Annotated in this window: 21 protein-coding genes; 10 read left to right on the top strand and 11 right to left on the bottom strand. The window is 61.0% G+C overall.

The genetic code is table 11. From position 1 onward, the window contains the following. Window positions 1-3: 3 nt before the first annotated feature. A complete protein-coding gene (locus AAE484_RS00265; RefSeq protein WP_341936304.1) occupies window positions 4-1,752 on the top strand; it encodes an alpha-amylase family glycosyl hydrolase in 1,749 nt (582 codons plus the stop codon). Between the two features lie 81 nt (window positions 1,753-1,833). On the opposite strand, the gene AAE484_RS00260 is transcribed toward AAE484_RS00265, so the two are convergent. From AAE484_RS00260 to AAE484_RS00250, 3 genes are all read right to left on the bottom strand, one after another. Next, window positions 1,834-3,054, bottom strand: coding sequence for a glycosyl transferase (locus AAE484_RS00260; RefSeq protein ID WP_341936303.1), 1,221 nt, complete (start codon window positions 3,052-3,054; stop codon window positions 1,834-1,836). 66 nt (window positions 3,055-3,120) lie between these two features. Next, the gene (locus AAE484_RS00255; protein WP_341936302.1) at window positions 3,121-3,942 is read right to left on the bottom strand and encodes an HAD-IIB family hydrolase; all 822 of its coding nucleotides are present in this window, start codon (window positions 3,940-3,942) and stop codon (window positions 3,121-3,123) included. Then, window positions 3,939-4,919: a phosphoribulokinase gene (locus tag AAE484_RS00250; RefSeq protein ID WP_341936301.1), complete on the bottom strand. Its 981-nt coding sequence runs from the start codon at window positions 4,917-4,919 to the stop codon at window positions 3,939-3,941. Before AAE484_RS00250 ends, AAE484_RS00255 begins: the two co-directional genes overlap by 4 nt. A gap of 138 nt (window positions 4,920-5,057) precedes the next feature. Between AAE484_RS00250 and AAE484_RS00245 the strand changes: the two genes are divergently transcribed. From AAE484_RS00245 to AAE484_RS00230, 4 genes are all read left to right on the top strand, one after another. Further along, a complete protein-coding gene (locus AAE484_RS00245) occupies window positions 5,058-5,609 on the top strand; it encodes a GbsR/MarR family transcriptional regulator (protein ID WP_341936300.1) in 552 nt (183 codons plus the stop codon). Window positions 5,610-5,720: 111 nt separating this feature from the next. Next, the gene (locus tag AAE484_RS00240) at window positions 5,721-7,106 is read left to right on the top strand and encodes a cytochrome ubiquinol oxidase subunit I (RefSeq protein ID WP_341936639.1); all 1,386 of its coding nucleotides are present in this window, start codon (window positions 5,721-5,723) and stop codon (window positions 7,104-7,106) included. Continuing rightward, window positions 7,099-8,103 carry a cytochrome d ubiquinol oxidase subunit II gene (locus AAE484_RS00235; RefSeq protein WP_341936299.1) on the top strand — a complete coding sequence of 335 codons (1,005 nt, stop codon included), beginning with the start codon at window positions 7,099-7,101 and terminating at the stop codon, window positions 8,101-8,103. The genes AAE484_RS00240 and AAE484_RS00235 overlap by 8 nt, the downstream gene beginning before the upstream one ends. Before the next feature lie 100 nt (window positions 8,104-8,203). Next, window positions 8,204-9,637: a rhomboid family intramembrane serine protease gene (locus AAE484_RS00230; RefSeq protein ID WP_341936297.1), complete on the top strand. Its 1,434-nt coding sequence runs from the start codon at window positions 8,204-8,206 to the stop codon at window positions 9,635-9,637. Here the strand turns inward: AAE484_RS00230 and AAE484_RS00225 are convergent. After that, the gene (locus tag AAE484_RS00225) at window positions 9,621-11,081 is read right to left on the bottom strand and encodes a hypothetical protein (RefSeq protein ID WP_341936295.1); all 1,461 of its coding nucleotides are present in this window, start codon (window positions 11,079-11,081) and stop codon (window positions 9,621-9,623) included. The genes AAE484_RS00230 and AAE484_RS00225 overlap by 17 nt on opposite strands. 189 nt (window positions 11,082-11,270) lie before the next feature. Here AAE484_RS00225 and AAE484_RS00220 point away from each other — a divergent pair, with 189 nt between their 5' ends. Further along, on the top strand, window positions 11,271-12,680 hold the full coding sequence (locus AAE484_RS00220; protein WP_341936294.1) for a right-handed parallel beta-helix repeat-containing protein: 1,410 nt from the start codon (window positions 11,271-11,273) through the stop codon (window positions 12,678-12,680). 84 nt (window positions 12,681-12,764) lie between these two features. Continuing rightward, the gene (locus AAE484_RS00215; RefSeq protein WP_341936293.1) at window positions 12,765-14,240 is read left to right on the top strand and encodes an AAA family ATPase; all 1,476 of its coding nucleotides are present in this window, start codon (window positions 12,765-12,767) and stop codon (window positions 14,238-14,240) included. A 9-nt stretch (window positions 14,241-14,249) separates the two neighbouring features. Here the strand turns inward: AAE484_RS00215 and AAE484_RS00210 are convergent, their stop codons facing one another. From AAE484_RS00210 to AAE484_RS00180, 7 genes are all read right to left on the bottom strand, one after another. Next, window positions 14,250-14,705: a DUF4442 domain-containing protein gene (locus AAE484_RS00210; protein ID WP_341936292.1), complete on the bottom strand. Its 456-nt coding sequence runs from the start codon at window positions 14,703-14,705 to the stop codon at window positions 14,250-14,252. A 14-nt stretch (window positions 14,706-14,719) separates the two neighbouring features. Beyond that, window positions 14,720-15,847 (bottom strand): glutamate 5-kinase, encoded by a 1,128-nt coding sequence (gene proB / locus AAE484_RS00205; RefSeq protein WP_341936638.1) that lies wholly within the window; start codon window positions 15,845-15,847, stop codon window positions 14,720-14,722. A 39-nt stretch (window positions 15,848-15,886) separates the two neighbouring features. After that, window positions 15,887-17,074, bottom strand: a complete 1,188-nt coding sequence (gene cgtA, locus AAE484_RS00200; protein ID WP_341936291.1) for an Obg family GTPase CgtA — start codon at window positions 17,072-17,074, stop codon at window positions 15,887-15,889. A gap of 302 nt (window positions 17,075-17,376) precedes the next feature. Further along, on the bottom strand, window positions 17,377-17,634 hold the full coding sequence (gene rpmA / locus AAE484_RS00195; protein WP_341936290.1) for a 50S ribosomal protein L27: 258 nt from the start codon (window positions 17,632-17,634) through the stop codon (window positions 17,377-17,379). A gap of 14 nt (window positions 17,635-17,648) precedes the next feature. After that, the gene (gene rplU / locus AAE484_RS00190) at window positions 17,649-17,960 is read right to left on the bottom strand and encodes a 50S ribosomal protein L21 (RefSeq protein ID WP_341936289.1); all 312 of its coding nucleotides are present in this window, start codon (window positions 17,958-17,960) and stop codon (window positions 17,649-17,651) included. A 181-nt stretch (window positions 17,961-18,141) separates the two neighbouring features. Beyond that, window positions 18,142-18,930 carry a rhamnogalacturonan acetylesterase gene (locus AAE484_RS00185; protein WP_341936288.1) on the bottom strand — a complete coding sequence of 263 codons (789 nt, stop codon included), beginning with the start codon at window positions 18,928-18,930 and terminating at the stop codon, window positions 18,142-18,144. Window positions 18,931-18,984: 54 nt separating this feature from the next. After that, window positions 18,985-19,914 carry an alpha/beta hydrolase gene (locus AAE484_RS00180; protein WP_341936287.1) on the bottom strand — a complete coding sequence of 310 codons (930 nt, stop codon included), beginning with the start codon at window positions 19,912-19,914 and terminating at the stop codon, window positions 18,985-18,987. A gap of 149 nt (window positions 19,915-20,063) precedes the next feature. On the opposite strand from AAE484_RS00180, the gene leuS reads away from it, so the two are divergent. The 3 genes from leuS (at window position 20,064) to holA (ending at window position 24,211) form a co-directional block, all read left to right on the top strand. Continuing rightward, a complete protein-coding gene (gene leuS / locus AAE484_RS00175; RefSeq protein WP_341936286.1) occupies window positions 20,064-22,526 on the top strand; it encodes a leucine--tRNA ligase in 2,463 nt (820 codons plus the stop codon). Between the two features lie 70 nt (window positions 22,527-22,596). Further along, complete coding sequence (locus tag AAE484_RS00170) at window positions 22,597-23,181, top strand: LPS-assembly lipoprotein LptE (RefSeq protein ID WP_341936285.1); 585 nt, start codon at window positions 22,597-22,599, stop codon at window positions 23,179-23,181. Continuing rightward, window positions 23,162-24,211: a DNA polymerase III subunit delta gene (gene holA / locus AAE484_RS00165; RefSeq protein ID WP_341936284.1), complete on the top strand. Its 1,050-nt coding sequence runs from the start codon at window positions 23,162-23,164 to the stop codon at window positions 24,209-24,211. The genes AAE484_RS00170 and holA overlap by 20 nt, the downstream gene beginning before the upstream one ends.

The raw sequence follows: 24,211 nt of genomic DNA, 5'->3' as shown, positions 1-24,211 counted from the left end.
CCCATGACCACCGATTTTCTCTCGCTGCCCGAACTCAAGAGCAAACTCTCCGGCCTGCTCGGCTATCTCTACCCGAACAACGACATCGATGCACTCGTGGAAGATTGTCTGGAGGCGATCGGGACACGCCTCAACACGGATGTGGTGCCCCCCGAACAGCTCTGGTCGGAGAAGGATTGCCTGCTGATCACCTATGGCAACTCCATTCGCACGCCGCACCAGAAACCCCTGCACACCCTCAAGCAGTTTCTCCACCGCCACCTGCAGGATACCTTCAGCGCGGTGCATGTACTGCCATTTTTTCCGCATAGCTCGGACGGGGGTTTTGCGGTGATCGACTACACCAAAGTGGACGCCGAGCTGGGCGACTGGGAGGACATCGAGGCGCTGGCCGGCGAGTTCAAATTCATGGGCGACCTGGTGATCAATCACGTTTCCAGCCAGAGTGGCTGGTTCCGCAATTACCAGTATGGCAAAGACCCCGGACGCGATTATTTTGTGGAGGCGAGCCCGCACTACGACCTGTCCATGGTGGTGCGCCCGCGCACCAGCCCCCTGCTGCGCACCATTGAAACCACCGAGGGCGTCAAACATGTCTGGTGTACGTTCAGTCACGATCAGGTGGACGTGGATTTTCGCAACCCCAAAGTGTTGCTGGAGTACCTGCGGATCATCGGACTGTATCTGGACGAAGGCATTCAGTGGTTGCGTCTCGACGCCGTGGCCTTTCTGTGGAAAGAAATCGGCACCGCCTGCATTCACCTGCCCCAGACCCACGAAGTGGTGAAGCTGGTCCGCTTGCTGATGGAATACAAAAACGCGCGGGCCATACTGATCAGCGAAACCAACGTGCCCAACCGGGAAAACCTGACCTACTTTGGCAACAGCAACGAAGCGCACCTAATTTACAATTTCAGTTTTCCGCCACTGGTGATTCACGCTCTGCTCTCCGGCCAGGGACACTACCTGAAAAACTGGCTGATGAGCATGCCGCCCTCCCCGGTCGGCTGCGCCTATCTGAACTTTACCGCCTCCCACGACGGGATCGGCCTGCGCCCGGCGGAAGGGCTGCTATCGGATGTGGAGCTGGAGACTTTTCTGGCGGCACTGCAATGGTTCGGCGGGCGCATTTCCAGCCGCACGGACAATGAGGGCAACAGCAAACCCTACGAAGCCAACATCAGCCTGTTTGATGCCTTCAAGGGCACCTACAAAGGCACCGACCGTTGGCAGGAAGCGCGGCTGCTGTGTTCGCAGATCATCATGATGTCACTGGAGGGGATTGCCGCCTTTTACATTCATGCGCTGTTCGCCACGCCCAATGATCTGGATAAGCTGGAAGCAACCCAGCACAACCGCTCCATCAATCGGACGAACTGGCTGTTGAGTGAACTGGAAGAGTTGCTGCAGGACCCGAACACGCCACAGCATCGGATTTTCCACGAGTTGAAGCGCCTGATCCAGATCCGCTGTGAGCAGCCAGCCTTTCACCCCAATGCCACCCAGTTCACGCTGCATGTGCAGCCGGAGGTGTTCGGCTTCTGGCGCCAGAGCATGCAGCGTACCCAGAGTATTTTCTGTCTGAACAACCTGAGCGATACGCCGCAGAGCATCAGCCTGTCCAACATCAATCTGATCAGTACCGACAGCTGGCGCGATCTGATCAGCGGCGAGTCGATTGACGATCTGCACGGCACTCTGACGCTGACGCCCTATCAGTGCGTGTGGTTGACCAACTATCCTCAGTCCTAGCCGATTTTGATTGTCTGACCAAAAAAGTCGCCGGGCGATCACGGGGCTCCAACGGAGCCCCCCGATTCAGGAACGAACGGGCTACTGAGCTTCTTTTTCGTCCTGCTCGACCGCATCCAGCAGCCGCTCGTACACATCGGGAACGGCACTCAGCACCCGGGACCAGTTGGCCATGAACGGCCGTTCGGTGGGATCATTCAGAAACTGTTCGCCCGCGCGCATGATGCACTTGGTGAACAACTCCACGGTGTTTTCCTCCTGATTGCGATCGAGCGTCATGCCGTTAATCACGGCATCGTTGTGGTAACGATCGATCAGATCCAGCGCCAGGCGATAGTAGCTGGCCTTGATGGTGCGGAACACTTCGGGCGTAAACACCTGGCCCTTGATGGCGAGCTTGCGAAACAGGGACTTGGAAATATCCGTGCTCATTTTCGACAGACCGCCCTCGGGATTTTCCTGGGACAGGTCCTGGTGTTTGTGATCGTAGGCATCGGCGATGTCCACCTGACAGACCCGTTCATCCGAGTAGCGACGGTTCACTTCCGATAGCACCCCGATCTCCAGCCCCCAGTCGCTGGGAATCCGGATCGAACTCACCACATCCACGATCATGGAAAACTCACCGGCCAGCGGGTAGCGGAAGCTGTCGATAAAATCCAGATAATCCTCTTTGCCGAACACCTTCTCCAGCGCCCGCACCAAAGGCGACACCAGCAGGCGGCTGACCCGACCGTTGAGCTTGCCCCCGGCCGCGCGATAGTAAAAGCCCTTGCAGAAGACGTAATTGAAGGTGGGATGCACCACCGGGTAAAACAGCTTGGCGACAATGTCGCGCTTGTAGGTGAGAATGTCGCAGTCGTGCAGCGCCACGGCCTTGGCGCGACCGGAGGCCAGCGCGAAGCCCAGGCAATACCAGACGTTGCGACCCTTGCCCAACTCCTTGGGGGCCAGCCCGTATTCATCCAGCACCTTGTCGATGGCTTTCAGGCGGGGGCCGTCGTTCCAGAGGATGTGGTGCTTTTGTGGCAGGCGGGAGAAAAACTGTTTGGCGTGCTCGAACTCTTCCTTTGTGGCCCGGTCCAGGCCGATGATGATTTCATCCAGGTAGGTCACCTGACACAACTCATCGATAATGTTTTCAAGCGCCGGGCCCTGCAACTCCGAATACAGACAGGGAAGCACCAGACACATGGGCTTTTTGTGACGCCACTCATTCAGCTCCGCCTCCACATCCTCCAGGGGGCGATCCCCCAGATTGTGGAGGGTCGAAATCCGGCCGTTCTGAAAAAAATCACTCATTGTTTTCGCCTCTGGTTCAGTGCCTGCTTTATTGTTCAATCAACGCGGTCGAATTGGTGCTGTGTTTTAGCCCTGCTCTATCAACGACAACACCGAGCTATTCCACCCCTCGGCGCCCTCATTTGGTGCAACCGTGGCACTTTTCAGCGCATCATCCTGCAGGTGAGCGCCATCTTTGTGCGGGATGATTACGGGTGCATCCACCTGTTTGAGCATATCCAGGTCATTGGGACTGTCGCCCAGGGCGATCGTAAAAGGTTTTGCCTGAAAATAGTGCTCATAACGGGATTGCAAGGTGCGTACCGCATCGCCTTTGTCGCACTGGCCCATCACATGATAAAAACGCCCGCCTTCGAGCAGTCGTAATTTATTGCGCGCCAATTCCGCCCTGAACGCCTCCAGCTCTTCCGGCTCCCCGCGCCACAAAAGCGGCTCGGAGGCCTTGCGTTGCCCCGCCATGGCGGCCGCTTCCTCTGAGAGCCCGGTGTGTTGCACGATCTCGCCGGTGGTCATCCAGGCGAAACCGGTAAAGCGGTAGTCCGATTTGAGCTCGGTCAACACCTGGAGGATCTGCTCCCGGGCCACGCCCCGATAGTCGTAATAATAGCCATCGCTGATTGAGCGCTCATCCACCGATACTCCCAGGGGTTCAAGCCGATCTTCGGGAATCAGGATCAGGCTGCCGTTCTCGCACACCAGCGGGTCCCGGTTGCCCAGGGCCTGGCGCAGCGCCAGCATTTCCCGGTCGGTCTTGCTGGAAACAAGAATCAGCGGGATGCTCTGTCGTTGCAGCGCCTCCAGCGCAGGCCGGGCCGCCTCCCAGGAATAATCATCGTGATTGAGCAGGGTGCCATCCAGATCGGTGAATACCAGTGTGGGTCGGGTCATAAGGGGGTTCCTCGCGGAGCGACAATGCGTTGCACACGGTGCGCCGGGTTCAGCTCAAACACCAGGTCCGCCCGCTCGGGCATCTCGGCCAGGATCCAACGCGTCAGCCGCTCATAATGTTGAATAAAACGTTGCAGTTCACTCGAAGACATCACTCGCGTACCGGCGCGACCGCTTTCGGCCAGAGACGCCTCGAGCGCCTGCTCCTGTTGCGCGCGCCACTCGTACACCTGATCAAAGGAAGGCGCTTTCAACATGAGCAGGTGGTCCAACGGGGCGAAGAGCTCCTCATAATCCGCCAGACAGGCGTTGGCGTAGCGCCGCCAGTGGCCCTCGGCGTCTTCCTGCCGCTCCAGATCGTTCACCGGCTCGCTCAGACTGGCCTCGGGCTGAGGGCGGGCGCCAACGCACCAGCCTTCAAACACGATCAGGTGGGGCCGTCCGACCCACAGATCCCACTCCGGCTGCGGGCGACGATCATCGCTCGCCTTGTCAAACCGGGGAATCGGGGTCCGGGTCTCTGGTGTGGCGCTTTTAAGTTGATCAATGAGTGTCACGCCCAGCGCCACATCGTGTGTGCCCGGCACGCCCCGGGTCCGCAGCAGCGGATGGACCTCGGTCGCCAGGCGCTGGCGCGCGGCGGCGGTCAGGTAGAGATCGTCGATGGACAGGCAACAGACCCTGAAGCCGCGCACACCCAGCAGGTGGGCCAACACCTCCGCCGCCGTGGATTTCCCCGTGCCCTGGGCGCCGTTGATGCCCAGCACCATGGGCCCGGACCGTCCCGGCAACCGCCGGGCCAACCGCTCCGTCAGGGGGCTGTAGACGGCCGTGAGGTGCTCGGCCACCCCCCCGGGCAGGCGCAGGCGGCGCGCCACCTCAGCCGGGTCCGCCGGCGTCTGCTGCCCCGAGACACCCCAGGCGCTCAGCAGCGTCTCCGGCCATAAATTCTGCTCGTGGTCTGAACGCTCAATCACCCTAGGCTCGCTCCTTAACATCAGGTTGGATAAGTCTCTCCTTGTAGCCTAGCAGGATCCAGGCCAGTTGCTTTTTCTTGACCAATACCACTTGTTACTGTAATTTCAGTAATTACTGAAACTAATGGAGTACTCCCGATGGCCGACCAACTGACCCCGATGATCCAGTCCTGTGTGATGCATTTTGGTGAAATGGGCAGCCGCTGGGGTATCAATCGCACCGTGGGTCAGATGTATGCCCTGCTGGTGCTGAGCGAAGAGCCCCTGTGCGCGGACCAGATTTCCCGGGCACTGGGCTTCTCCCGCTCCAATGTCAGCATGGGACTGAAAGAGCTGCAGTCCTGGGAGCTGGTCCGCCTGAAGCACATTCCCGGGGAGCGCAAGGAGTTCTTCTCCGCCCCCGATGATGTCTGGGAGATCGCCAAAACGCTGATTGAACAGAGGCGCAAGCGCGAAATTGATCCGACTTTATCCACCCTGCGGGGCCTGCTTCTGGAGCAGCCGGCCAACCGGGAGGAGGAATACGCTCAGGCGCGGATGCAGGAGATGCACGAGCTGATTGAAATGCTCACCCAGTGGACCACGGAGATTCAGCGCCTGAACCGGAGCAATCTGCAGAGCCTGCTCAAGATGGGAGGAAGTCTGGGCAAGGTGCTGGACATGAAGGACAAGTTTTTGAGTCGTTCCTGATCGTTTGAATGGAAATGACGGATGCGCTTGACGCTTATCCGCCCTACGAGACCGCCGTGCCTTCTGTAGGGCGGATAAGCCTAAGGCGCATCCGCCACAAAAATCGGAGTCATTATGGAAACCCTGTTGTTATCGCGCATTCAGTTTGCCGCGAATATCAGCTTTCACATACTCTTCCCGACCATCACGATCGCGCTGGCGTGGTTTCTGGTGGTGTTCAAAATCCAGCACAACCGCACCGGCGCGGAAGTCTGGATGCGCGCTTACCGCTTCTGGGTCAAGGTGTTTGCGCTGAGTTTTGCCCTGGGCGTGGTCAGCGGCATCACCATGTCGTTTCAGTTCGGCACCAACTGGCCCGGTTACATGGCCACCGTGGGCAACATTGCCGGTCCGCTGCTGGGCTACGAAGTGCTCACCGCCTTTTTCATGGAGGCCACCTTCCTCGGTATCATGCTCTTTGGCATGAACCGGGTGTCCAACCGCATCCACACCCTGGCAACCGTACTCGTCGCCATCGGCACCAGTCTGTCCGCATTCTGGATACTGTCACTCAACTCCTGGATGCACACGCCCGCCGGTTTTGAAATGCGCGATGGCGTTGCCTTTCCGGTCAGTTGGTGGGCCATCATTTTCAATCCCTCCATGCCCTACCGGCTCATACACATGATGCTCGCTTCCGGCCTGACCGCCGCTTTTCTGATGGCGGGACTGTCGGCCTATCGTCTGCTCAAAGGCGATCACAAACCGGCGCCGCGCCTGACACTCAAGGTGTCGGTGTTTGCCGCGGCTCTATTGATTCCACTGCAGATTTTCATGGGCGATCTGCACGGGCTGAATACGCTAGAGCACCAACCGGCCAAAGTCGCGGCCATGGAGGGGTTGTGGGAAACGCAGCAGGGTGCACCGCTGGTACTGTTCGGACTGCCCGATGAGACGGAAAAGCGCAACCGCTATGCGCTGGAAATTCCGGGCGGTGCCAGCTTCATTCTGACGCACGACTGGCAGGGCGAAGTGCGCGGGCTCAACGAGTTCGAGAACGAACACCCGCCTGTCAGCCCGGTGTTCTGGGGGTTCAGAATCATGGTCGGCCTGGGCATGTTGATGCTCCTGGTCTCCTGGACCGCCGCCTGGCGGCTCTGGCGCCACAAGGCGCTGCCGGCCTGGATGCTGAAAGTGTTGGTGGGCATGACCTTCTCCGGCTGGGTGGCCACACTGGCGGGCTGGTATGTGACCGAGATCGGCCGACAGCCCTATCTGGTATCAGGACTGTTGACCACGGCCGACGCGGTCACCTCGACACCGCCCACCAACGTCGCCACCTCCCTGGCGATTTACCTCACGCTGTATGGCGTATTGCTGCTGGCCTATATGCGTACCCTGTTTTTGATCGCCCGCAAAGCCGTCGCAGTAGACCGGCCCGAGGAAATACACACACTGCAGGACCAGCTCAACCCAATCGAACAGTCACCAACCGGAGGAGGCAATCGATATGCCTAGCGGTGAAGCCTACTGGTTACCTCTTATTTTCATGGCGCTGATGGGTGTGGCCTTTCTGGTGTACGCCATTCTGGACGGCTACGATCTGGGCGTGGGCATTTTACTGCCGCGCAACTCCGAGGCCCAGCGAGACACCATGATTGCCTCCATCGGTCCTTTCTGGGATGCCAACGAAACCTGGCTGGTACTGGGCGTGGGCATCATCCTGATCGCCTTCCCGGCGGCGCACAATGTGATTCTGTTGCAGCTGTACATCCCGGTGACGTTGATGCTGGCCGGGTTGATTCTGCGCGGCGTCGCCTTTGACTTCAGGGCGAAGGCCCCGGTCGATCATAAAAGTTGGTGGGACCTGGCATTCTGGGGAGGCTCTCTGCTCGCGACCCTGTCCCAGGGTTACATGTTGGGCCTGTACGTGATGGGCTTTGAGCAGAGCTGGGCAGCCCAGGCGTTCGCGCTGCTCAGCGCCATCTGCGTGACCGCCGGCTACTGCCTGATTGGCGCCGCCTGGCTGGTGATGAAAACCGAGGGCGAGCTGCAGGCGCGCGCGGCCCGCTGGGCCCGCCGCTGCGCCTGGCTGATGGCGCTCGGGCTGGTGGCCGTGTCGCTGGTCAACCCGATGATCAGCGAACGGGTATACGACCGCTGGCTGAGCGATGGGCCCACCCAGATTCTGCTGGTGATCCCCCTGCTGTGTTTTCTCCTGTTTCTGATCAACGATCGTTTCCTGGCCCGCTTTCCTTTCGACAATGATTTTGGTTGCTGGCTTCCTTTCGCCTGCACCATCGGGCAGTTTGTACTGGCATTCTCAGCGCTCGCTTACAGCTTCTTTCCCTATGTGGTGCCGGAACAGCTGACGTTCTGGGAGGCATCGAGCGCGCCCGAATCGCTGCGCTTCATCCTCTACGGCGTGGTGATCGTATTACCCACCATTGCCTTCTACACCTTTTACGCCTATCGGGTTTTCTGGGGCAAGGCGACCGAGCTGCAGTACTACTGAGCCACCTTTTACCGGACCAGTAATATCGATCGGCCCGGGGGTTTGTGCTAGCCTTCCATGTGCTGGAGCCACATCGCCATAACATCAGGGAACGATTCCCATGCTGATCATCCCCATTCAGGACAAGCCCGACTGGTCCCGACCACCTCTGGTGACGCTGGGCCTGATCCTGCTCAACATTCTGGTGTTTGTCTTTTATCAGGGCAAGGACCCGGAGGTGGCCGAACAGGCGGCGGAGATCTACCATCAACATCAGTTGCTCGAGATTGAACGTCCCTACTACGAACAGTATCTGAAAGAGCAGGCGCCCGACCGGTTGCCACAATGGCGCGAAATGAAAGCGCAGGATTCCCGGTGGCTGGCCTGGCCCATCATCTACGAGCGCCAGTTTGACCACTACCTGCGGGACTTGTGGGAATCAGAAGCGGTTCCGGCGGAAATCGACCTGGCACAGTGGCGGGCCCACCGGGCCGAATTCGAACAACAGCGCAATCAACTCAGCAGCATCGAAGCCGGGCTGACACCGGCCGAGGCAAAGCCGCTGACCTTTCTCACCAGCCAGTTTCTGCATGGTGGCTGGGGCCATCTGCTGGGAAACATGGCGTTCCTGTTTCTGTTCGGCTTTACTCTCGAGACCGCTCTGGGCGCCTGGCGCTATCTGTCGATGTACCTCGTGGCAGGGGTGGCTGCCAATGCGCTGCATCTGGGCCTTAATCCAAGCTCCATGGCGCCGCTGGTCGGTGCCTCGGGCGCCATCTCCGGTCTGATGGGCATGTACCTCGCGCTCTACCGATTGCGACGCATCCGGTTTTTCTATTCCGTGATCTTCTTTTTTGGCGAACTGCGGGCGCCCGCTCTGGTGGTTTTTCCGCTCTGGCTGGTCAAGGAACTTTACGGGCACTTTTTTGTGGATTCCAATACCGCCTACTGGGCCCATATTGGCGGACTGCTCGCCGGCGCAGCGATGATGCTGCCCGCCCAGAAATCCCTGAAACACTTCACCCGCCGGCTCGATCAGACCGATCAACGGGATCAACTGACCGAATCACTCAAACAGGCCGAGCTGGCCATGGCGCGGCTGGACTTTGACCGGGGGCGGGCACTGGCACGAAAGCTGTGCCGGGACCATCCGGAGGATCCCCGCCCCTGGCACCTTCTGTTTGATCTGTACAAAAGTCAGCCGCAGCAGAAGCCTTTTCACCAGGAGACGTTCAATCTGTTGAAGCAGTTTGTGCAACCCGAATCGGACTCCAACGAATGGCTCCCCCACACCCTGGAGGTATTGCACGAATACGAGCAACTCGCGCCCGGGGCACCCGCCCTGACCGGCCCGCTGAGTCTGGCTCTGGCGAACAAGCTCTGGCGCAACGGCGAGTGGCCACTCGCCGAGCACCACCTGGAGCGCGCCCTGAAAAAACGCGCCCACCCGGAGCGAAGCCGACAACTGCTTGCCCGAATGATTGCCCAATACCAACAGCGCCAGCAGCCCGAAAAAGCCGAGAAGCTCGCCGGCTGGCTCAAGCAGGTGAGCTAGCGGCGGCCTCCTTCTGCCGATGGATGGCGCTCTGCAGCTCTTCCAGTTCCCGCCGTTCCCGGCAGTCCGGGTAACGCTTTAGCACGAAGCGGATGATCGCCAGCGCTTGGTCATCCTGATCGCGGTGTTCAAAAAATATTCGGGCCACGGTCAGATAGGCGGCAGGGATCAGAGGATCCTTGGGCCGGGTTTTGTGCCGATTGTGGAACAGACGGATGATCGCCTTGTTCTGCCCCTGCATCTGCAACAGGGGCGCGAGCTCCAGAGCGCGCCGGGTATCACCCAGCTGAAACCCCGGGACACGGCTCTGCACATCCAGCACGATCGGAACGCCTTTGCCCAGCTGGCCGAACCGCTGATACAACTCGATCAGATAGTCGCCGTGGTTCGCCAACGCCTCGTCATCATCGAGCAGCATTAACAGTTTGTGGTAGTGCTCATGCAGTTCTATATCGTCCCTGACGGTGTCGAGTGCCCGGCGCAAGCAGGTACGGGCCTGCTTGTAATGACCATCGCGGATCAACACGGTGGCTTCGCCCAGCGCCCGGGCCTTGTCGAACTCACCCTGGTCCACCAGGTCATCCGCCTCGGGCTCGACATCAAAGCCAAGCTCATTCTGGTACTCAAACAGGACGTACCCGAGCATGGCGTAGAGCGCAAAGGTGAAATAGGTCATCAGCACCGCGAAAAGGGGGAACAGCATCGACTCGGGCAGCGCCGCCGCCAGCCAACCGAGAATGTAGCCGGGGCCGGCCGAGATCACCTGGGTGCAGAACCACAACAACAGATAGGGCCAGCCCACGCGAAGCATCAGCACCATCAGGTTGAGCGGGTTCAGCGCCCGAAATACCGACTTTTCAACGGCCAGCATCATGATACTGGCGGGCATGGCGAGGGTAATGAACACGACCACCACCAGGCCCAACAGCTCACTGACATAGCCGGCAAAACCGGCCGCTGCCCCCATCAGAAAAATCAGTGCGATCATCTTCAGAAACAGATGATGCTCATCCCCACCGACGACGGCTCCCAGGGTCGGCGGATGGGTCTCTCCCCGCCCCCGGCTTTCAATGATCGCCAGACTGTATTTGATCACGACCGCAACGAGAAACAGCGCCACCAGAAACAGGATCAGGCCTCCGCCCAGCGACAGACCGCTACCCAGCAGCGCCGTAACGGCGGTCACCAGAGCGATCACCAGCAGGCTGTTGGGATGCAGAGGATAGGCAAAAAAGTGGGGCAGCATCTGCCAGAAGGGCTTGGCGCCGGTGGCGTTGCCGAGAAACCTCAATTTGTGGTCGCAACGCAGGCACCCCGGCCCCACGGCACCCCAGAGACGCCGGTCACCAATGGGGACGCAGCGTTCGCTGTAGTGGGTATGACACCCGTCGCAGACCCAGGAGGCCGGGGTATCCGGGAAAAAGTGACAATCGAGCTTGGCCATAACCGCTCCCTGTTTATTATTGGAGGCGCCATTATGGCAAATTCGGGAAAACCGCACCACCCAACCCGGACTTGCGACCTGGCCAGTCCGCCACCGAATAATCCTTGACCAATGCGACCATTGCGGTAGGGTATCGGTACCAACCAGACTATAAAAAATCCGATAACAACATAATGATGTGAGAGACCAATGATGTTCAAATCAACCACGCTACAACTGAGTCAGATTTTTGTGTTCAGCTGCCTGCTGGCGGCCTGTGGAGGCAGTGATAACAACGACAGTGAGAATGAGGGCTCCAGCAGCCGTTCGAGCAGTTCCTCCAGCGCCTCCTCGGACAACCCGACCGAAGAGCCGGCATTTGACCTTTCTCTGCTCCCAGAAGTACCGACCCCTACTGCCCCGGACACCCTTCCCGACGGTGAGAACACCTATTTTGTCTCGCCCGACGGCAGCGACGATCTGGCCGGTACGGAAGCGGACCCCTTCGCCACCCTGAGCCACGCCACCCGACAGGCCCAGCCGGGCGATGTCATCGTGATGCGCGGCGGCGAGTACTTTCAGACCGACACCATTCAGATTCGGGCCCCCGATTCGGCGCACGGCACCGAGGAGGCGCCCATCATTGTCATCGCCCACCCCGGGGAAACACCGATTCTGGATTTCGAGGGCCAGCCCCTGGGCAACCACGGGGTGCGCCTGGATACCGACTACTGGCACCTGATCGGCCTGACCATCCGCAATGCCGGCCACAACGGTCTGGGCCTTGAAGGCAGTCACAACCGGCTGGAGCGACTCGTGGTGCACGACAGCTATGATACCGGGATAAACGTGGGCGGCCTCGCGGCGCACAACCTGATCATGAACTGCGACAGCTACCGCAACTTCGACTACGCCGAAGAGCGGGTGGGCCAGGATGCCGACGGCTTTGGAGCCAAAGGCAATCGACTGGGTGAGGGCAATGTGTTTTACGGCAACCGGGCCTGGCAGAACTCCGACGACGGCTACGATTTCTGGGAAGCAGAAAACACCATCGTGCTGTACAACAACTGGGCCTTCAACAACGGCGATCCGGACGCCTTTGGCAACCCGAGCAATTTCGACGGCAATGGCAACGGCTTCAAGGTGGGCCGCAGCGAAGAGGATCGGAACAGCCATATTCTCTATCGCAATCTCGCCTTCGACAACCGCGGGCCGTTTGACGACTCCAAGGGTTTTGACCAGAACAGCAACCGGGGAAAGCTGCTGGTCGCACACAACACCGCCTACAACAACGGTCGCAACTTCACCTTTCCGACGGGCGATCACATCATACGCAATAACGCCAGTCTCGACGGTAGCAACAGCGTCCTGAACCGCTCCGATCAGGTGAACGACAACAGCTGGCAGCTGGACGGCGACCTGTCGGCGAGTGACTTTATCAGTCTGGATACCCAGGCCGCCTACGGCGAGCGCCAGGCCGACGGTTCACTGCCCGATATCGACCTTCTGAAGCCGGCGCCCGACAGTATTCTGATTGATGCCGGTTTCGACCTGGAGGTGCCCCACGAAGGGGAAGCGCCCGATATCGGCGCCTACGAGCGGGCCGCCGAGGGCAATTGACTTTGGGGGCGGCGCCTTCTAGGATTTCGGGTTTTTAACAATAAGAATCTCCCGACCACCCGAAAGCGCCGAGGCAGATGGATCATGCAGGACACCCACGACCTGAAACTGATGTTGGACTCACGGGTTTCGCTCATAGTGATCGAGACCCATGAGGAGAACAAAGTCATCAACCTGCTGCTGCGTGTAGCGCGGGAGAAGGAGCGGACGCTGCACCGCTGGTCGGTGACCGATGGCCTTACCCGCCTGGGCTTCGGCCCGCAGTTGACGCCCAGGAAAAGGGAGCATCAGGACCCGAGCGACATGCTGGAGCATATCAAGGCCCAGACCGAGCCCGGGTTGTTCCTGCTGTGCGATCTGCACCCCTACCTGACCGACCAGCCCCACAATATCCGGCTGCTCAAGGATATCGCCCTGAACCACAGCCAGGTGCCCCACGCGGTGGTACTGCTCAGCCACCGACTGGAAATGCCGCCGGAGATCGCCCGCTACAGCGCCTCGTTTGCCCTGTCACTGCCCACCGATGAACAGATCATGGCCATCATCCGGGAGGAGGCGCGTCACTACTCCAAACAGAACGGCCAGGTGCGGATCAAGACCGACAACGACACCCTGCGCAAGCTTCTGGCCAACCTCCAGGGCCTGAGTGCCGGCGACGTTCGCCGCTTGGTGCGCATCGCCATCTGGCAGGATGGGGCCATTACCGAAGAAGATCTACCGGCAGTCAACAAGGCCAAGTTCGCCCTGATGGACATGGAAGGGGCCATGAGCTTTGAGTACGAGACGGCCGATTTCTCCCAGGTCGCGGGGCTGGAGAACCTCAAACGCTGGCTGCAGGCCCGCCTGGAGGTCATCCACGCGCCCGACCCGGGCACCGAGCTACCCAAGGGGCTGCTGATGGTGGGCGTTCAGGGCGGCGGCAAAAGCCTGGCGGCCAAGGCGGTGGCCGGGACCTGGGGGCTGCCTCTGCTGCGCCTGGATATCGGTGCGCTGTACAACAAGTACCACGGCGAGACCGAGCGCAACCTGCGCGAGGCGCTGCAACTGGCCGACGCCATGGCGCCCTGTGTGCTCTGGCTGGATGAAATCGAAAAAGGCCTGGCGCAGGGCAGCAGCGATGACGGCACCTCCCGCCGGATGCTGGGCACCCTGCTCACCTGGATGGCCGAGCGCAAGAGCCGGGTGTTTCTCACCGCCACCAGTAACGACATCAGTCAGTTACCCCCCGAACTGATCCGCAAGGGCCGCATGGACGAGATTTTTTTCGTCGACCTGCCCGATCAGGCCGTGCGTCGCGCCATTTTCGAGATCCATCTGCGCAAGCGCGAGCTGGACCCGACGCAGTTTGATCTTGACCGACTGGCGCTGGCCAGTGACGGTTTCTCGGGCGCGGAAATCGAGCAGGCCATTGTCGGCGCTCGCTACAGTGCCGGGCGCGAGGGACTCGACACCGAGGCGATTCTCACGGAAATTGCCAACACCAGCCCGCTGTCAGTGATCATGGCCGAGAAACTGCAACGGCTGCGCGCCTGGGCCCGGGATCGGACGATCCCCGCCTGAGCCTCTGACTTACTGGCGTTTATGCGGTTTGCGCCGGACGTAAACCGTGCGGTGAACGGTCGCCACCAGGTGGCCCTCACGGTCGGTGATATCGATGGCGAAGTTGGGCAGGTATTTTTTGCCCGCGGCAGTGTGCTCGCGGATGCGCTCGAGGGTAGCATCGTCGATCCGGAACACCGCCCGGGCAGCGCTGCGGCCGGGGGCAATAAAATCGATGTGGGCACTCTTGTCCCAGACGTAGTAGTCCGGGCCCAGGTTGTACACCAGCATCAGCATGTACCAGGGGTCGGTCATGGCAAAGAGGCTGCCACCAAACTGGGTGCCCACAAAGTTGCGGTTGTACCAGCGCAACTTGAGCACCACCTCGATATGCCGGAAATCGGCGCTGATATGGGTGGCCTTGATGCCGGTAAAAAACAGCGGTGGCCAGAAGTTGACCAGTCGACGAATCCATTGCCATTTCATTGGAGACTTCCCTCTCACGCGTCCGTCAGCACCAGATTGTCGCGGTGCACCAGTTCGTCATCGTCCTTGTACCCGAGTTGGGCCAGTATATCGCCGCTCGGGCGACCGATGATTTTGCGTGCCTCCTCGGCACTGTAATTCACCAGCCCCCGGGCAATTTCGGTGCCGTCGGGCGCGACGCAGATCACCATGTCGCCCCGGGTAAAGTCGCCCTTGACGCCCTTGACCCCGACGGGCAGGAGGCTTTTGCCTTTGTCCCGCAGCACCGTAACCGCCCCGTCATCGAGCGTCAGGATACCGCGTGTCTGCAGCTGCCCGGCAATCCAGCGCTTGCGCGCCGCCTGGGGCTCCTGACCGGCCGTGAGCAGCGTGCCCAGCAACTCACCACTCTGGGCGCGCACCAGCGCCTGGTCGGTGCGCCCACCCAGTATCAGGGTATCGGCCCCGGAGCGGGCCGCGACCCGGGCCGCGCGCACTTTGGTGAGCATACCGCCACGCCCGAGCACACCGCCACCGCCGGCCATGCTCTCCAGGGTGTGATCATCGGCGGCCAGCTGGGGCAGCAGGCGGGCCTCGGGATTGTTGCGGGGGTCACTGTCGTACATGCCGGCCTGATCGGTGAGGATCACCAGCAGGTCGGCTTCGATCAGGTTGGCCACCAGGGCGCCCAGAGTGTCGTTGTCACCGAAGCGGATTTCATCGGTCACAACCGTGTCGTTTTCGTTGACCACCGGGACCACGCCCAGATCCAGCAGGGTGCGCAGTGTGGAGCGGGCGTTGAGGTAGCGCTCGCGGGAGGAGAGGTCATCGTGATCGAGCAGCACCTGAGCAGTGTGCAGGCCGTACTGCTGGAAGGCGCTCTCGTAGGTCTGCACCAGGACCATCTGGCCCACGGCGGCCGCCGCCTGCAGCTGGTGCACGGCGGTGGGCCGGCGGGGCCAGCCCAGGCGGGTCAGCCCGGCCGCCACAGCGCCGGAGGAGACCAGCACCAGTTCAATGCCCTGCTCGCGCAGCGAGGCCATCTGGGCTACCCAGCCGGCAATGGCGGCCGAGTCCAGGCCCCGGCCATCGTTGGTGAGCAGCGAGCTGCCGATCTTGACCACCCAGCGCCGGGCACCGGTTACGGAATGTCTCTGATTCATCATTGGGCCTGTTTAGCGCACGTCTGTAACCCGCGTACGTTAACGCACGTACTCCACTTCCACATCGTAATCGTCATCGTCGAAGTCGTCATCATCGTCGTCCTTGTTTGAGCGGCGACGTTCGCGCAGGGTTTCAACCCGCTCGCGCACTTCGCTCGCCATGGCCGACTGGATGTTGAATTCGCGCTCACGCGCCTCTTCGCTCTCGGCTTCCTCTTCCCAGATGTCTTCCAGGTAGGTCATGATCTTACCGCACAGGGGCGCGGTGCCGGTCTGTTCCATGGCCGAGATCGGGAATACCGGCCCCTGCCAATCCAGCGCTTTGACCAGCGCCTGGCAGCGCTCGTCCACTTCGTCGGGCGGCAACAGGTCGACTTTGTTGAGCAGCAGCCAGCGCTCGCGTTTGGCGAGGGTGGGGCTGAAGCTTTCCAGCTCCTTGGTGATGGCCCGTACCTGGGCTTCCGGGTCGGAGTCGTCGTAGGGGGCCATGTCGACGATGTGCAGCAGGAAGCGGCAGCGGGTCAGGTGCTTGAGAAAACGGATGCCCAGGCCGGCGCCGTCGGCGGCGCCTTCGATCAGGCCGGGAATGTCGGCCACGACGAAGCTGCGGTGCTTCTGCACTTTGACCACGCCCAGGTTGGGGACGAGGGTGGTGAAGGGGTAGCCGGCGACTTTGGGCTTGGCGGAGCTGATGGCGCGGATGAAGCTGGATTTGCCCGCGTTGGGCATGCCCAGCAGGCCGACGTCGGCCAGTACTTTCAGTTCGAGCTTGAGGTTGCGCGTTTCGCCTTCGCTGCCGTCGCTGGTCTGGCGCGGGGCGCGATTGACACTGGATTTGAAGCGGGTGTTGCCCAGGCCGTGGAAGCCGCCCTGGGCGACTTTGAGGCGCTGACCCACTTCGGTCAGGTCGCCCAGCTGTTCGCCGGTGTCGCTGTCGATGACGGTGGTGCCGACGGGCACGGGCATGAGCAGGTCTTCGCCTTTGCTGCCGGTGCAGTTTTTGCCGCTGCCTTTCTGGCCGTTCTGGGCCCGGTAGCGGGGCTGGAAGCGGTAGTCGATGAGGGTGTTGAGGCTTTCGTCGGCGACCAGGTAGACGCTGCCGCCATCGCCGCCGTCACCGCCGTCGGGACCGCCTTTGGCGATAAATTTTTCCCGCCGGAAGCTGAGGCAGCCGTTGCCGCCTTTGCCCGCTTCGACGTGAATGGGCGCTTCATCTACAAATTTCACTGTTCACTCCCGGCACTGGGTGCCGAATCAAAATCTACTGTTTTTAATCACCACCGGTCTACTTTGGGGTGAACGACTCCAAGACACGTGGCGAGTACTTCCCTGTAACTCGTCAACACTAGTCCCGCGGTTGACGGTCTTGGAGTCGTTCACCCCAAAGTAGCCCTCAGTGCCAAATTAAGCTGCGAATTGATCAAAGCCCTCTCGAAACAACAAAAAAAGCCCCATCGAACGCTCGACAGGGCTTCTTCAGAGGTGGGCCGGTCTCTGTTGAGGAGCCGGCCTAAGGGGATCAAACCGTGTTACGCCGTTTCGACGCTCACGTATTTGCGACCCTTGTCACCTTTGGTTTCGAACTTCACCCGGCCTTCGGCCTTGGCGAACAGGGTGTGGTCTTTGCCCAGACCCACGTTCACTCCGGGGTGAAACCGAGTGCCGCGCTGACGAACGATGATGCCGCCGGCGGGGATGGCTTCGCCACCGTATACTTTGACGCCGAGCCGTTTACTTTCGGAATCGCGCCCGTTACGTGTACTACCGCCCGCTTTTTTGTGAGCCATTGTCTATACTCCTCTTAACCTTTGATTCCAGTGATTTTCACTTCAGTGAACCACTGACGGTGCCCTTGACGCTTCATGGAGTGCTTGCGACGGCGGAATTTGATGATTTTCACCTTATCGCCGCGACCGTGGTTGATCACCTCAGCGGTCACTTTGGCACCATCGACTACCGGTGCGCCCACTTTCACATCTTCGCCATTGGCGACCAGATAAACTTTGTCGAACTCGACGGTTTCACCGGTGGCGACTTCGATTTTTTCCAGTTTCAGGGTTTCCCCTTCCACGACACGGTGTTGCTTGCCACCACTTTCAAAAATTGCGTACATAGTTGCTCCAAATACTCTGTATTGGACGACACGAAGCAGCGTTCGGGGTGCCCGGGGCGCTTTCCGGAGCTTGCGTCGTTGGTTCGGTTTTTCAGGGGCGGCGATTGTAAGGCACCCGCCGCCCCTTGGCAAGCCCAATTTTGGGCTGAAGTGGCCGCCTGACGGCCCGCCTGACTGAGAGTCAGGGGGTGACCAGGTAGCTGGCCAGGGGCAGATCGCGCGATTTGACCTCATCCACGAACATTTTCGCCACGCGCTGGGCGCCGCGCACCTGCAGGTGGGTGTTGTCGTCTTTGCCCTCGGGCAGGGTGTCGTAGGCGCCCGGCTCGATCTGCATATAGATGTCGGCTGAACCCTCGACACCGGTTTCCATCAGCATATCCCGGGTTTTGACGTTCAGGTCTACCAGAGGCACGTCGCGCTCGCTGGCCACGGCGCGGGTCACTTCGGGGTAGTCACCCAGCGTCGCCTCGGGCAGGCCCTCGGCGTCGAATTTGCGCCGGTAGATGGAGGTCACCAGCATCGGCTGGGCACCGGCAGCACGCACGTCGTCGACCATGGTCTCCAGGTAGTCCCGGTAATCGCTCCAGGGGGCCGCGTAGCGAGTCTCGTCCTGGTCTTTCTGGTCGTTGTGGCCAAAGCCGATCACGACAAAATCGCCCGGTTTCAGGCTGTCCTTGACGGCCTGCCAGCGCCCTTCGTCGACAAAACTTTTGGTGCTCCGGCCGTTTTTGGCGTGGTTTTCAAGCTCGATGTCGGAGCCCAGAAATTCGGGAAGCGCCTGCCCCCAGCCCTGCTCGGGATGTTTGTCGGCAGGCTGATCGGCCATGGTGGAGTCGCCCACCAGAAACAGGGTGGGTTTACTCTGCATGGGTGCCTGCTCTGTGGTGGTGCAGCCGGTAACAATGACGGCCGCCAGCGCCAGAAGCCCGAGGGTTTGGGCCCAGGTTTTTACGATGGTTGATTGCATGGTTCATTCTCTCTTTTTTAGTTTTCAGTCTCACAAGCGGGCCTTTTTTCGACCCTACTCAACGAACTCATTGTATCGTAACCACTGCTCCGCCGCTTCCGGCCAGAAGGATGCCGAGCCCTCGTCCGGCAACAGACCAAAACCGTGTCGATCCGTCTGGTAGATGTGCAACTCCGATTTTGGGCTCTTGGGAAGCGCGGCTTCGAACAACATCAGACTGTTCTCGACCGGCACACTCTGATCGCCGCTGCCGTGAACCAGAAACAGGGGAGGCGCACTGCTGCCCACCTGATGCTCGAGCGAATGTTCGCGCTGGGTCTTCTCTGAAGGGTCTTTCCCCAACAGCGCCTCACGCGAGCCCTTATGGGTGTGCGGGTCCTCCATGGTGACCACCGGATACAGCAGAATGGCAAAATCCGGGCGGGCACTTACCCGACCCCAGGGATCATCGGCCAGATCAGAGTGGGTAAACGCTGAGCGCAGCGCCACGCTGCCCGCCAGGTGGCCGCCGGCGGAAAACCCCAGCACCCCGATCCGATCGGGATCCAGCCCCCAGGTGGCCGCATTAGCCCGCACATGGCGGACGGCCCGCAGGCCATCGAGCAGCGGCGCGGGGTGGCCGTATTCCACCATCCGGTACTTCACGACGAAGGCGGCTATGCCCAGCTCGTTCAGCCATCGGGCGGCGGCCACGCCCTCTTTATCAAAGGCCAGACGCTGATAGCCGCCTCCGGGAAAAATCACCACGGCCGGCGCGCCGGCGGCCGGAGCGTCGGGCCAGTAAGGCGTGATCGAGGGGTTATCGACACTGAAGACCCGGTTGTCTTTGATGGTCTCCCGATCGGGCGTCACGGGTTCGCGCTCGGGCCAGAGTGGCAAGGCATTTTGCGGTCTCTCCGGCCCGGCCATCGCGCCAAGCGGCAGCAGACAGGCAACCAACAGACAAAGCAGGCGCCCGGGCGCCCAGAGGTTCTCTCTCATCATTTATCCCTCAAGTTCAGGTATTTTGGTTTTATTGGAGCATCAGAGCATATCACAGCGCCCGGGAGCTTCCCGCCCCTTCGCTTTATAGGCCCCAAGGCTCTATAATTGCCGCTTTTGACATTGATGACCGAAACAGGCCCAAACCCCCAATGGAAGAGCAATACCATCCCGAGCAAGTCGAAGCCCAGGCCCAGAGCTACTGGGACGAACATCAGACGTTCAAAGTTGTTGAGGATCGCAGCCGCGAGAAGTTCTACTGCCTGTCCATGTTCCCCTACCCCAGCGGCAAACTGCACATGGGCCACGTGCGCAACTACACCATCTCCGATGTGATCGCTCGCTATCAGCGGATGCAGGGTAAAAACGTGCTCCACCCCATGGGCTGGGATGCCTTCGGCCTGCCGGCGGAAAACGCCGCCATCAAGAACAAGACCGCCCCTGCAAAATGGACCTATGCCAACACCGAGGCCATGCGGGCCCAGCTCAAGCAGTTGGGTTTCGGCTTTGACTGGTCGCGCGAAGTGACCACTTGCAAACCCGATTACTACAAGTGGGAACAATGGTTTTTTACCCGCCTGTACGAGAAGGGGCTGGTCTACAAGAAGATGTCCACGGTCAACTGGGACCCGGAAGACCAGACGGTTCTGGCCAATGAACAGGTGGTAGACGGCCGGGGCTGGCGCTCGGGCGCGCTGGTGGAGCGCAAGGAAATTCCCCAGTGGTTCATCAAGATCACCGACTACGCTGACGAACTGCTGGCGGATCTGGACAAGCTGCCCCACTGGCCCGAGCAGGTCAAAACCATGCAGCGCAACTGGATCGGCAAAAGCCGGGGCGTGGAGATGCGCTTCGACCTGTCCGAACCGGTGGGCGAGCACGAGAGCTTCGAGGTCTACACTACACGTCCCGACACTCTGATGGGCGTGACCTATGTCAGCCTGGCCGCCGAGCATCCCATCACCCAGGCGCTGGCGGAAAACAACCCGGAACTGGCCACCTTCGTCGAGCAGTGCAAGAAGCAGTCCGTGGCCGAGGCCGACATGGCCAACATGCAGAAACAGGGCATGGACACCGGCATCAAGGCCAAACACCCGATCACCGGCGAGCCGGTCCCGGTCTGGGTCGCCAACTATGTGCTGATGAGCTACGGCTCCGGCGCGGTGATGGCCGTACCGGCGCACGATGAGCGCGACTACGAGTTTGCCCGCAACTATCAATTGCCCATCAAGCAGGTGATTGCCCCCGCCAACGGCGAAGAGTGCGACATTGAAACCGCCGCCTTTACCGAAAAGGGCGTCCTGATCAACTCTGGCGAGTACGACGGCCTGGACTTCAAGGGCGCATTTGAAGTCATCGCCCAGGCACTGAAGGCCGCCAACCAGGGTCGGATCACTCACAATTATCGCCTGCGCGACTGGGGCGTCTCCCGCCAGCGCTACTGGGGTGCCCCCATTCCCATGTACAGCCTGCCCGAGGGCGGCGAGATTCCGGTACCGGCGGACAAACTCCCGATCCTCCTGCCCGAAGACGTGGTGATGGACGGGGTCCAGTCGCCGCTCAAGGCCGACCCCGAGTGGCGCAAGGACGAGCTCGACGGCAAGCCCGTAGAGCGTGAAACCGACACCTTCGATACCTTCATGGAATCGTCCTGGTACTACGCCCGCTACACCTGCCCCCAGTACGATAAGGGTATGCTGGACCCCGAGGCCACCGCCTACTGGCTCCCGGTGGATCAGTATGTCGGGGGCATCGAGCACGCCATTCTGCACCTGCTGTACGCCCGCTTTTTCCACAAGCTGATGCGCGACGAGGGGCTGGTCAGCTGCCCCGAGCCGTTTGAGCGGTTGCTGTGCCAGGGCATGGTGCTCAAAGACGGCGCCAAGATGAGCAAATCCAAGGGCAACACCGTGGACCCGGGCGAGCTGATCGATCAGTTTGGCGCCGATACGGTACGCCTGTTCTCCATGTTCGCCGCCCCACCCGAGCAGAGCATGGAGTGGAGCGACTCGGGCGTGGAAGGCGCCCACCGCTTCCTGCGCCGCCTGTGGAAGACCGTGCACTCCCATCTGCAGGCGGGCGAACCCGGACAGATCGATCAGGACGCCCTGCCCGACAAACAGAAAGACCTGCGCCGCAAGACCCACGAGACCATTGCCAAGGTCAGCGATGACTATGGGCGTCGGCAGACCTTCAACACCGCCATTGCCGCGGTGATGGAACTGATGAACGAGGTCGGCAAGCTCTCCGACCGGGCCAACCCGGAAGGACTGGCAGTGGAACGTGAGGCACTGGAGGCGGCCGTGCTCCTGCTGGCACCCATTGTGCCGCACCTGACCCAGGCGCTCTGGCAGGCCATGGGCCACGAAGGCATCCCCCTGGACGCGCCCTGGCCCAGCGTGGATGAGGCGGCACTGGAGCGCTCGGCCATCGAGGTGGTGGTACAGGTCAACGGCAAGGTCCGGGACAAGATCCAGGCGCCAGTGGACGCTCCGCGCGAAGACATGGAAAAGCTGGCCCGGGCACAGCCCAATGTCCAGCGCTTTCTGGAAGGCGCGACGGTGCGCAAGGTCATTGTCGTGCCCAACAAACTGGTCAATATTGTCGCCAACTGAATATTTTGCCTCTTAACTGGATAAGCCCCGGCGGGCTCTCCCGCCGGCGGCCCGCTCGAGGACGCTGCGCATGCTGCGATTGTTTTTTTACGGCTTTCTGATGGTGATGGTCTCGGCCTGCGGCTGGCAGCTGCGCGGCAGCGTCGCCCTGTCCAGCATGGTCGACACCCTCTACCTGACCGGGGGCAATGATTACGGCCCACTGATGACCGAGTTGCGCCAACGGCTGCAGGCCAACGACGTCACTCTGGTGGACAGCCCCGTCGGGGCGCAGTACGCCCTGCAGGTCACCGAAGAAACCACCGAGAAACGGGTCGCCGCGGTGGGCGGTGACGCTCTGGCCAGCGCTTACGAAATCACTCTCATCGCCCGCTTCAATGTCCTCAACGGCGGTGGCACGGCGCTGGCCAACAATCTCACCAGCCGCGTCACCCGCTCCTACGACGCCAGTGCCAGCAGTGCCGGCAGCGGCGCCCAGGAGGAGGAGCTGGTCCTGAGCGAAATGCGCCGTGAGCTGTCGCAACAGATCCTGCGCCAGCTGCAGGCGGCCATCAACGCCGCCCAGGCCGATCAGGGCAAACCGCCTGCCACTCAAGAGCCGATTCCGACCACACTGGGAAACGGAGACGCGGATAATGGCGAAACTGCGCCCTGAGCAGCTGGAGGCCACCCTGAAACAGGGGTTGGCGCCCATTTATCTGGTCAGCGGCGAGGAGCCTCTGCTGATTCAGGAGGCCTGCGACCAGATTCGCGCCGGCGCCCGCGCCTCCGGCTTTGCTGAGCGCGAGCTCTACCACGCCGATGCCGGTTTCGACTGGACCCAACTGCTCAGCGCCGCCAACAGTCTGTCCCTGTTTGCCGACAAGAAAATACTCGAGGTGCGCCTGCCCACCGGCAAGCCTGGCGATAAAGGCAGCAAGGTGCTGCAGGAGTATGCCCGGGACCCCTCCCCCGACAATCTGCTGCTGGTGGTCACCGGCAAGCTCGATCGCAACGTACAGAAATCCAAGTGGGTCAAAGCCCTCGAGGGCCAGGGAGCCCATGTGCAGGTCTGGCCCGTACCACCGGCCCAGCTGCCCCGCTGGATCGGACAGCGCCTGAAAGCCGCAGGCCTGCGCGCCGACAGCACCGCCATTGAACTGCTCGCCTCACGCGTCGAGGGCAATCTGCTGGCCGCCGCCCAGGAAATCGAAAAACTGAAGCTGCTCACCTCGGATTCGCTGATCAGCACGGAATTGATGGCCTCGGTGGTCGCCGACAGCGCCCGCTACGATGTGTTCGGCATGGTGGACAAGGCGCTGCACGGGGACGCCCGCAGCGCCGCGAAATCCCTCCAGGGCCTGCGGGTCGAAGGGACCGAGCCGCTGACCCTGCTGTGGGCCCTGGCGCGGGACATTCGGGCCCTGGTCCAGATCTCCCAGGGGACGGCCCAGGGCATCGCCTTTGAGCGTGCCGCCCAGGCCGCCGGAGTCTGGACCAAACGCCAGCCCCTGATCCAGACGGCCCTGCGCCGCCTGCGTCCGGCTCAACTGCAGCAACTGTTGCGCAAGGCCAATGGCGTGGACAAGGCGATCAAGGGGATGCGCCAGGCCGACCCCTGGGACGAGCTGCTGGACCTGACTCTCAACCTCGCGGGCGTGCAGAGCCTGCAACCGGCCAATGAGCGCCTGGCACTGAAGCTGTAA

Source organism: Marinimicrobium sp. C2-29, assembly GCF_038419845.1.
In the GTDB taxonomy this organism is placed as follows: Bacteria; Pseudomonadota; Gammaproteobacteria; order Pseudomonadales; family Cellvibrionaceae; genus Marinimicrobium.
The sequence above is the reverse complement of the archived record's forward strand: the minus strand, read 5'-3'. Positions and strand labels throughout refer to the sequence as shown.

What these genes read in the sequence shown, in the direction of transcription:
- proB (WP_341936638.1), bottom strand. Translation starts at nt 15,847, where the DNA reads ATGAATCAGAGACATTCCGTAACCGGTGCCCGGCGCTGGGTGGTCAAG.
- AAE484_RS00260 (WP_341936303.1), bottom strand. Translation starts at nt 3,054, where the DNA reads ATGAGTGATTTTTTTCAGAACGGCCGGATTTCGACCCTCCACAATCTG.
- AAE484_RS00185 (WP_341936288.1), bottom strand. Translation starts at nt 18,930, where the DNA reads ATGCAATCAACCATCGTAAAAACCTGGGCCCAAACCCTCGGGCTTCTG.
- AAE484_RS00255 (WP_341936302.1), bottom strand. Translation starts at nt 3,942, where the DNA reads ATGACCCGACCCACACTGGTATTCACCGATCTGGATGGCACCCTGCTC.
- AAE484_RS00215 (WP_341936293.1), top strand. Translation starts at nt 12,765, where the DNA reads ATGCAGGACACCCACGACCTGAAACTGATGTTGGACTCACGGGTTTCG.
- AAE484_RS00235 (WP_341936299.1), top strand. Translation starts at nt 7,099, where the DNA reads ATGCCTAGCGGTGAAGCCTACTGGTTACCTCTTATTTTCATGGCGCTG.
- AAE484_RS00210 (WP_341936292.1), bottom strand. Translation starts at nt 14,705, where the DNA reads ATGAAATGGCAATGGATTCGTCGACTGGTCAACTTCTGGCCACCGCTG.
- holA (WP_341936284.1), top strand. Translation starts at nt 23,162, where the DNA reads ATGGCGAAACTGCGCCCTGAGCAGCTGGAGGCCACCCTGAAACAGGGG.
- rpmA (WP_341936290.1), bottom strand. Translation starts at nt 17,634, where the DNA reads ATGGCTCACAAAAAAGCGGGCGGTAGTACACGTAACGGGCGCGATTCC.
- AAE484_RS00170 (WP_341936285.1), top strand. Translation starts at nt 22,597, where the DNA reads ATGCTGCGATTGTTTTTTTACGGCTTTCTGATGGTGATGGTCTCGGCC.
- AAE484_RS00180 (WP_341936287.1), bottom strand. Translation starts at nt 19,914, where the DNA reads ATGATGAGAGAGAACCTCTGGGCGCCCGGGCGCCTGCTTTGTCTGTTG.
- AAE484_RS00225 (WP_341936295.1), bottom strand. Translation starts at nt 11,081, where the DNA reads ATGGCCAAGCTCGATTGTCACTTTTTCCCGGATACCCCGGCCTCCTGG.
- AAE484_RS00245 (WP_341936300.1), top strand. Translation starts at nt 5,058, where the DNA reads ATGGCCGACCAACTGACCCCGATGATCCAGTCCTGTGTGATGCATTTT.
- rplU (WP_341936289.1), bottom strand. Translation starts at nt 17,960, where the DNA reads ATGTACGCAATTTTTGAAAGTGGTGGCAAGCAACACCGTGTCGTGGAA.
- AAE484_RS00230 (WP_341936297.1), top strand. Translation starts at nt 8,204, where the DNA reads ATGCTGATCATCCCCATTCAGGACAAGCCCGACTGGTCCCGACCACCT.
- AAE484_RS00265 (WP_341936304.1), top strand. Translation starts at nt 4, where the DNA reads ATGACCACCGATTTTCTCTCGCTGCCCGAACTCAAGAGCAAACTCTCC.
- AAE484_RS00220 (WP_341936294.1), top strand. Translation starts at nt 11,271, where the DNA reads ATGATGTTCAAATCAACCACGCTACAACTGAGTCAGATTTTTGTGTTC.
- leuS (WP_341936286.1), top strand. Translation starts at nt 20,064, where the DNA reads ATGGAAGAGCAATACCATCCCGAGCAAGTCGAAGCCCAGGCCCAGAGC.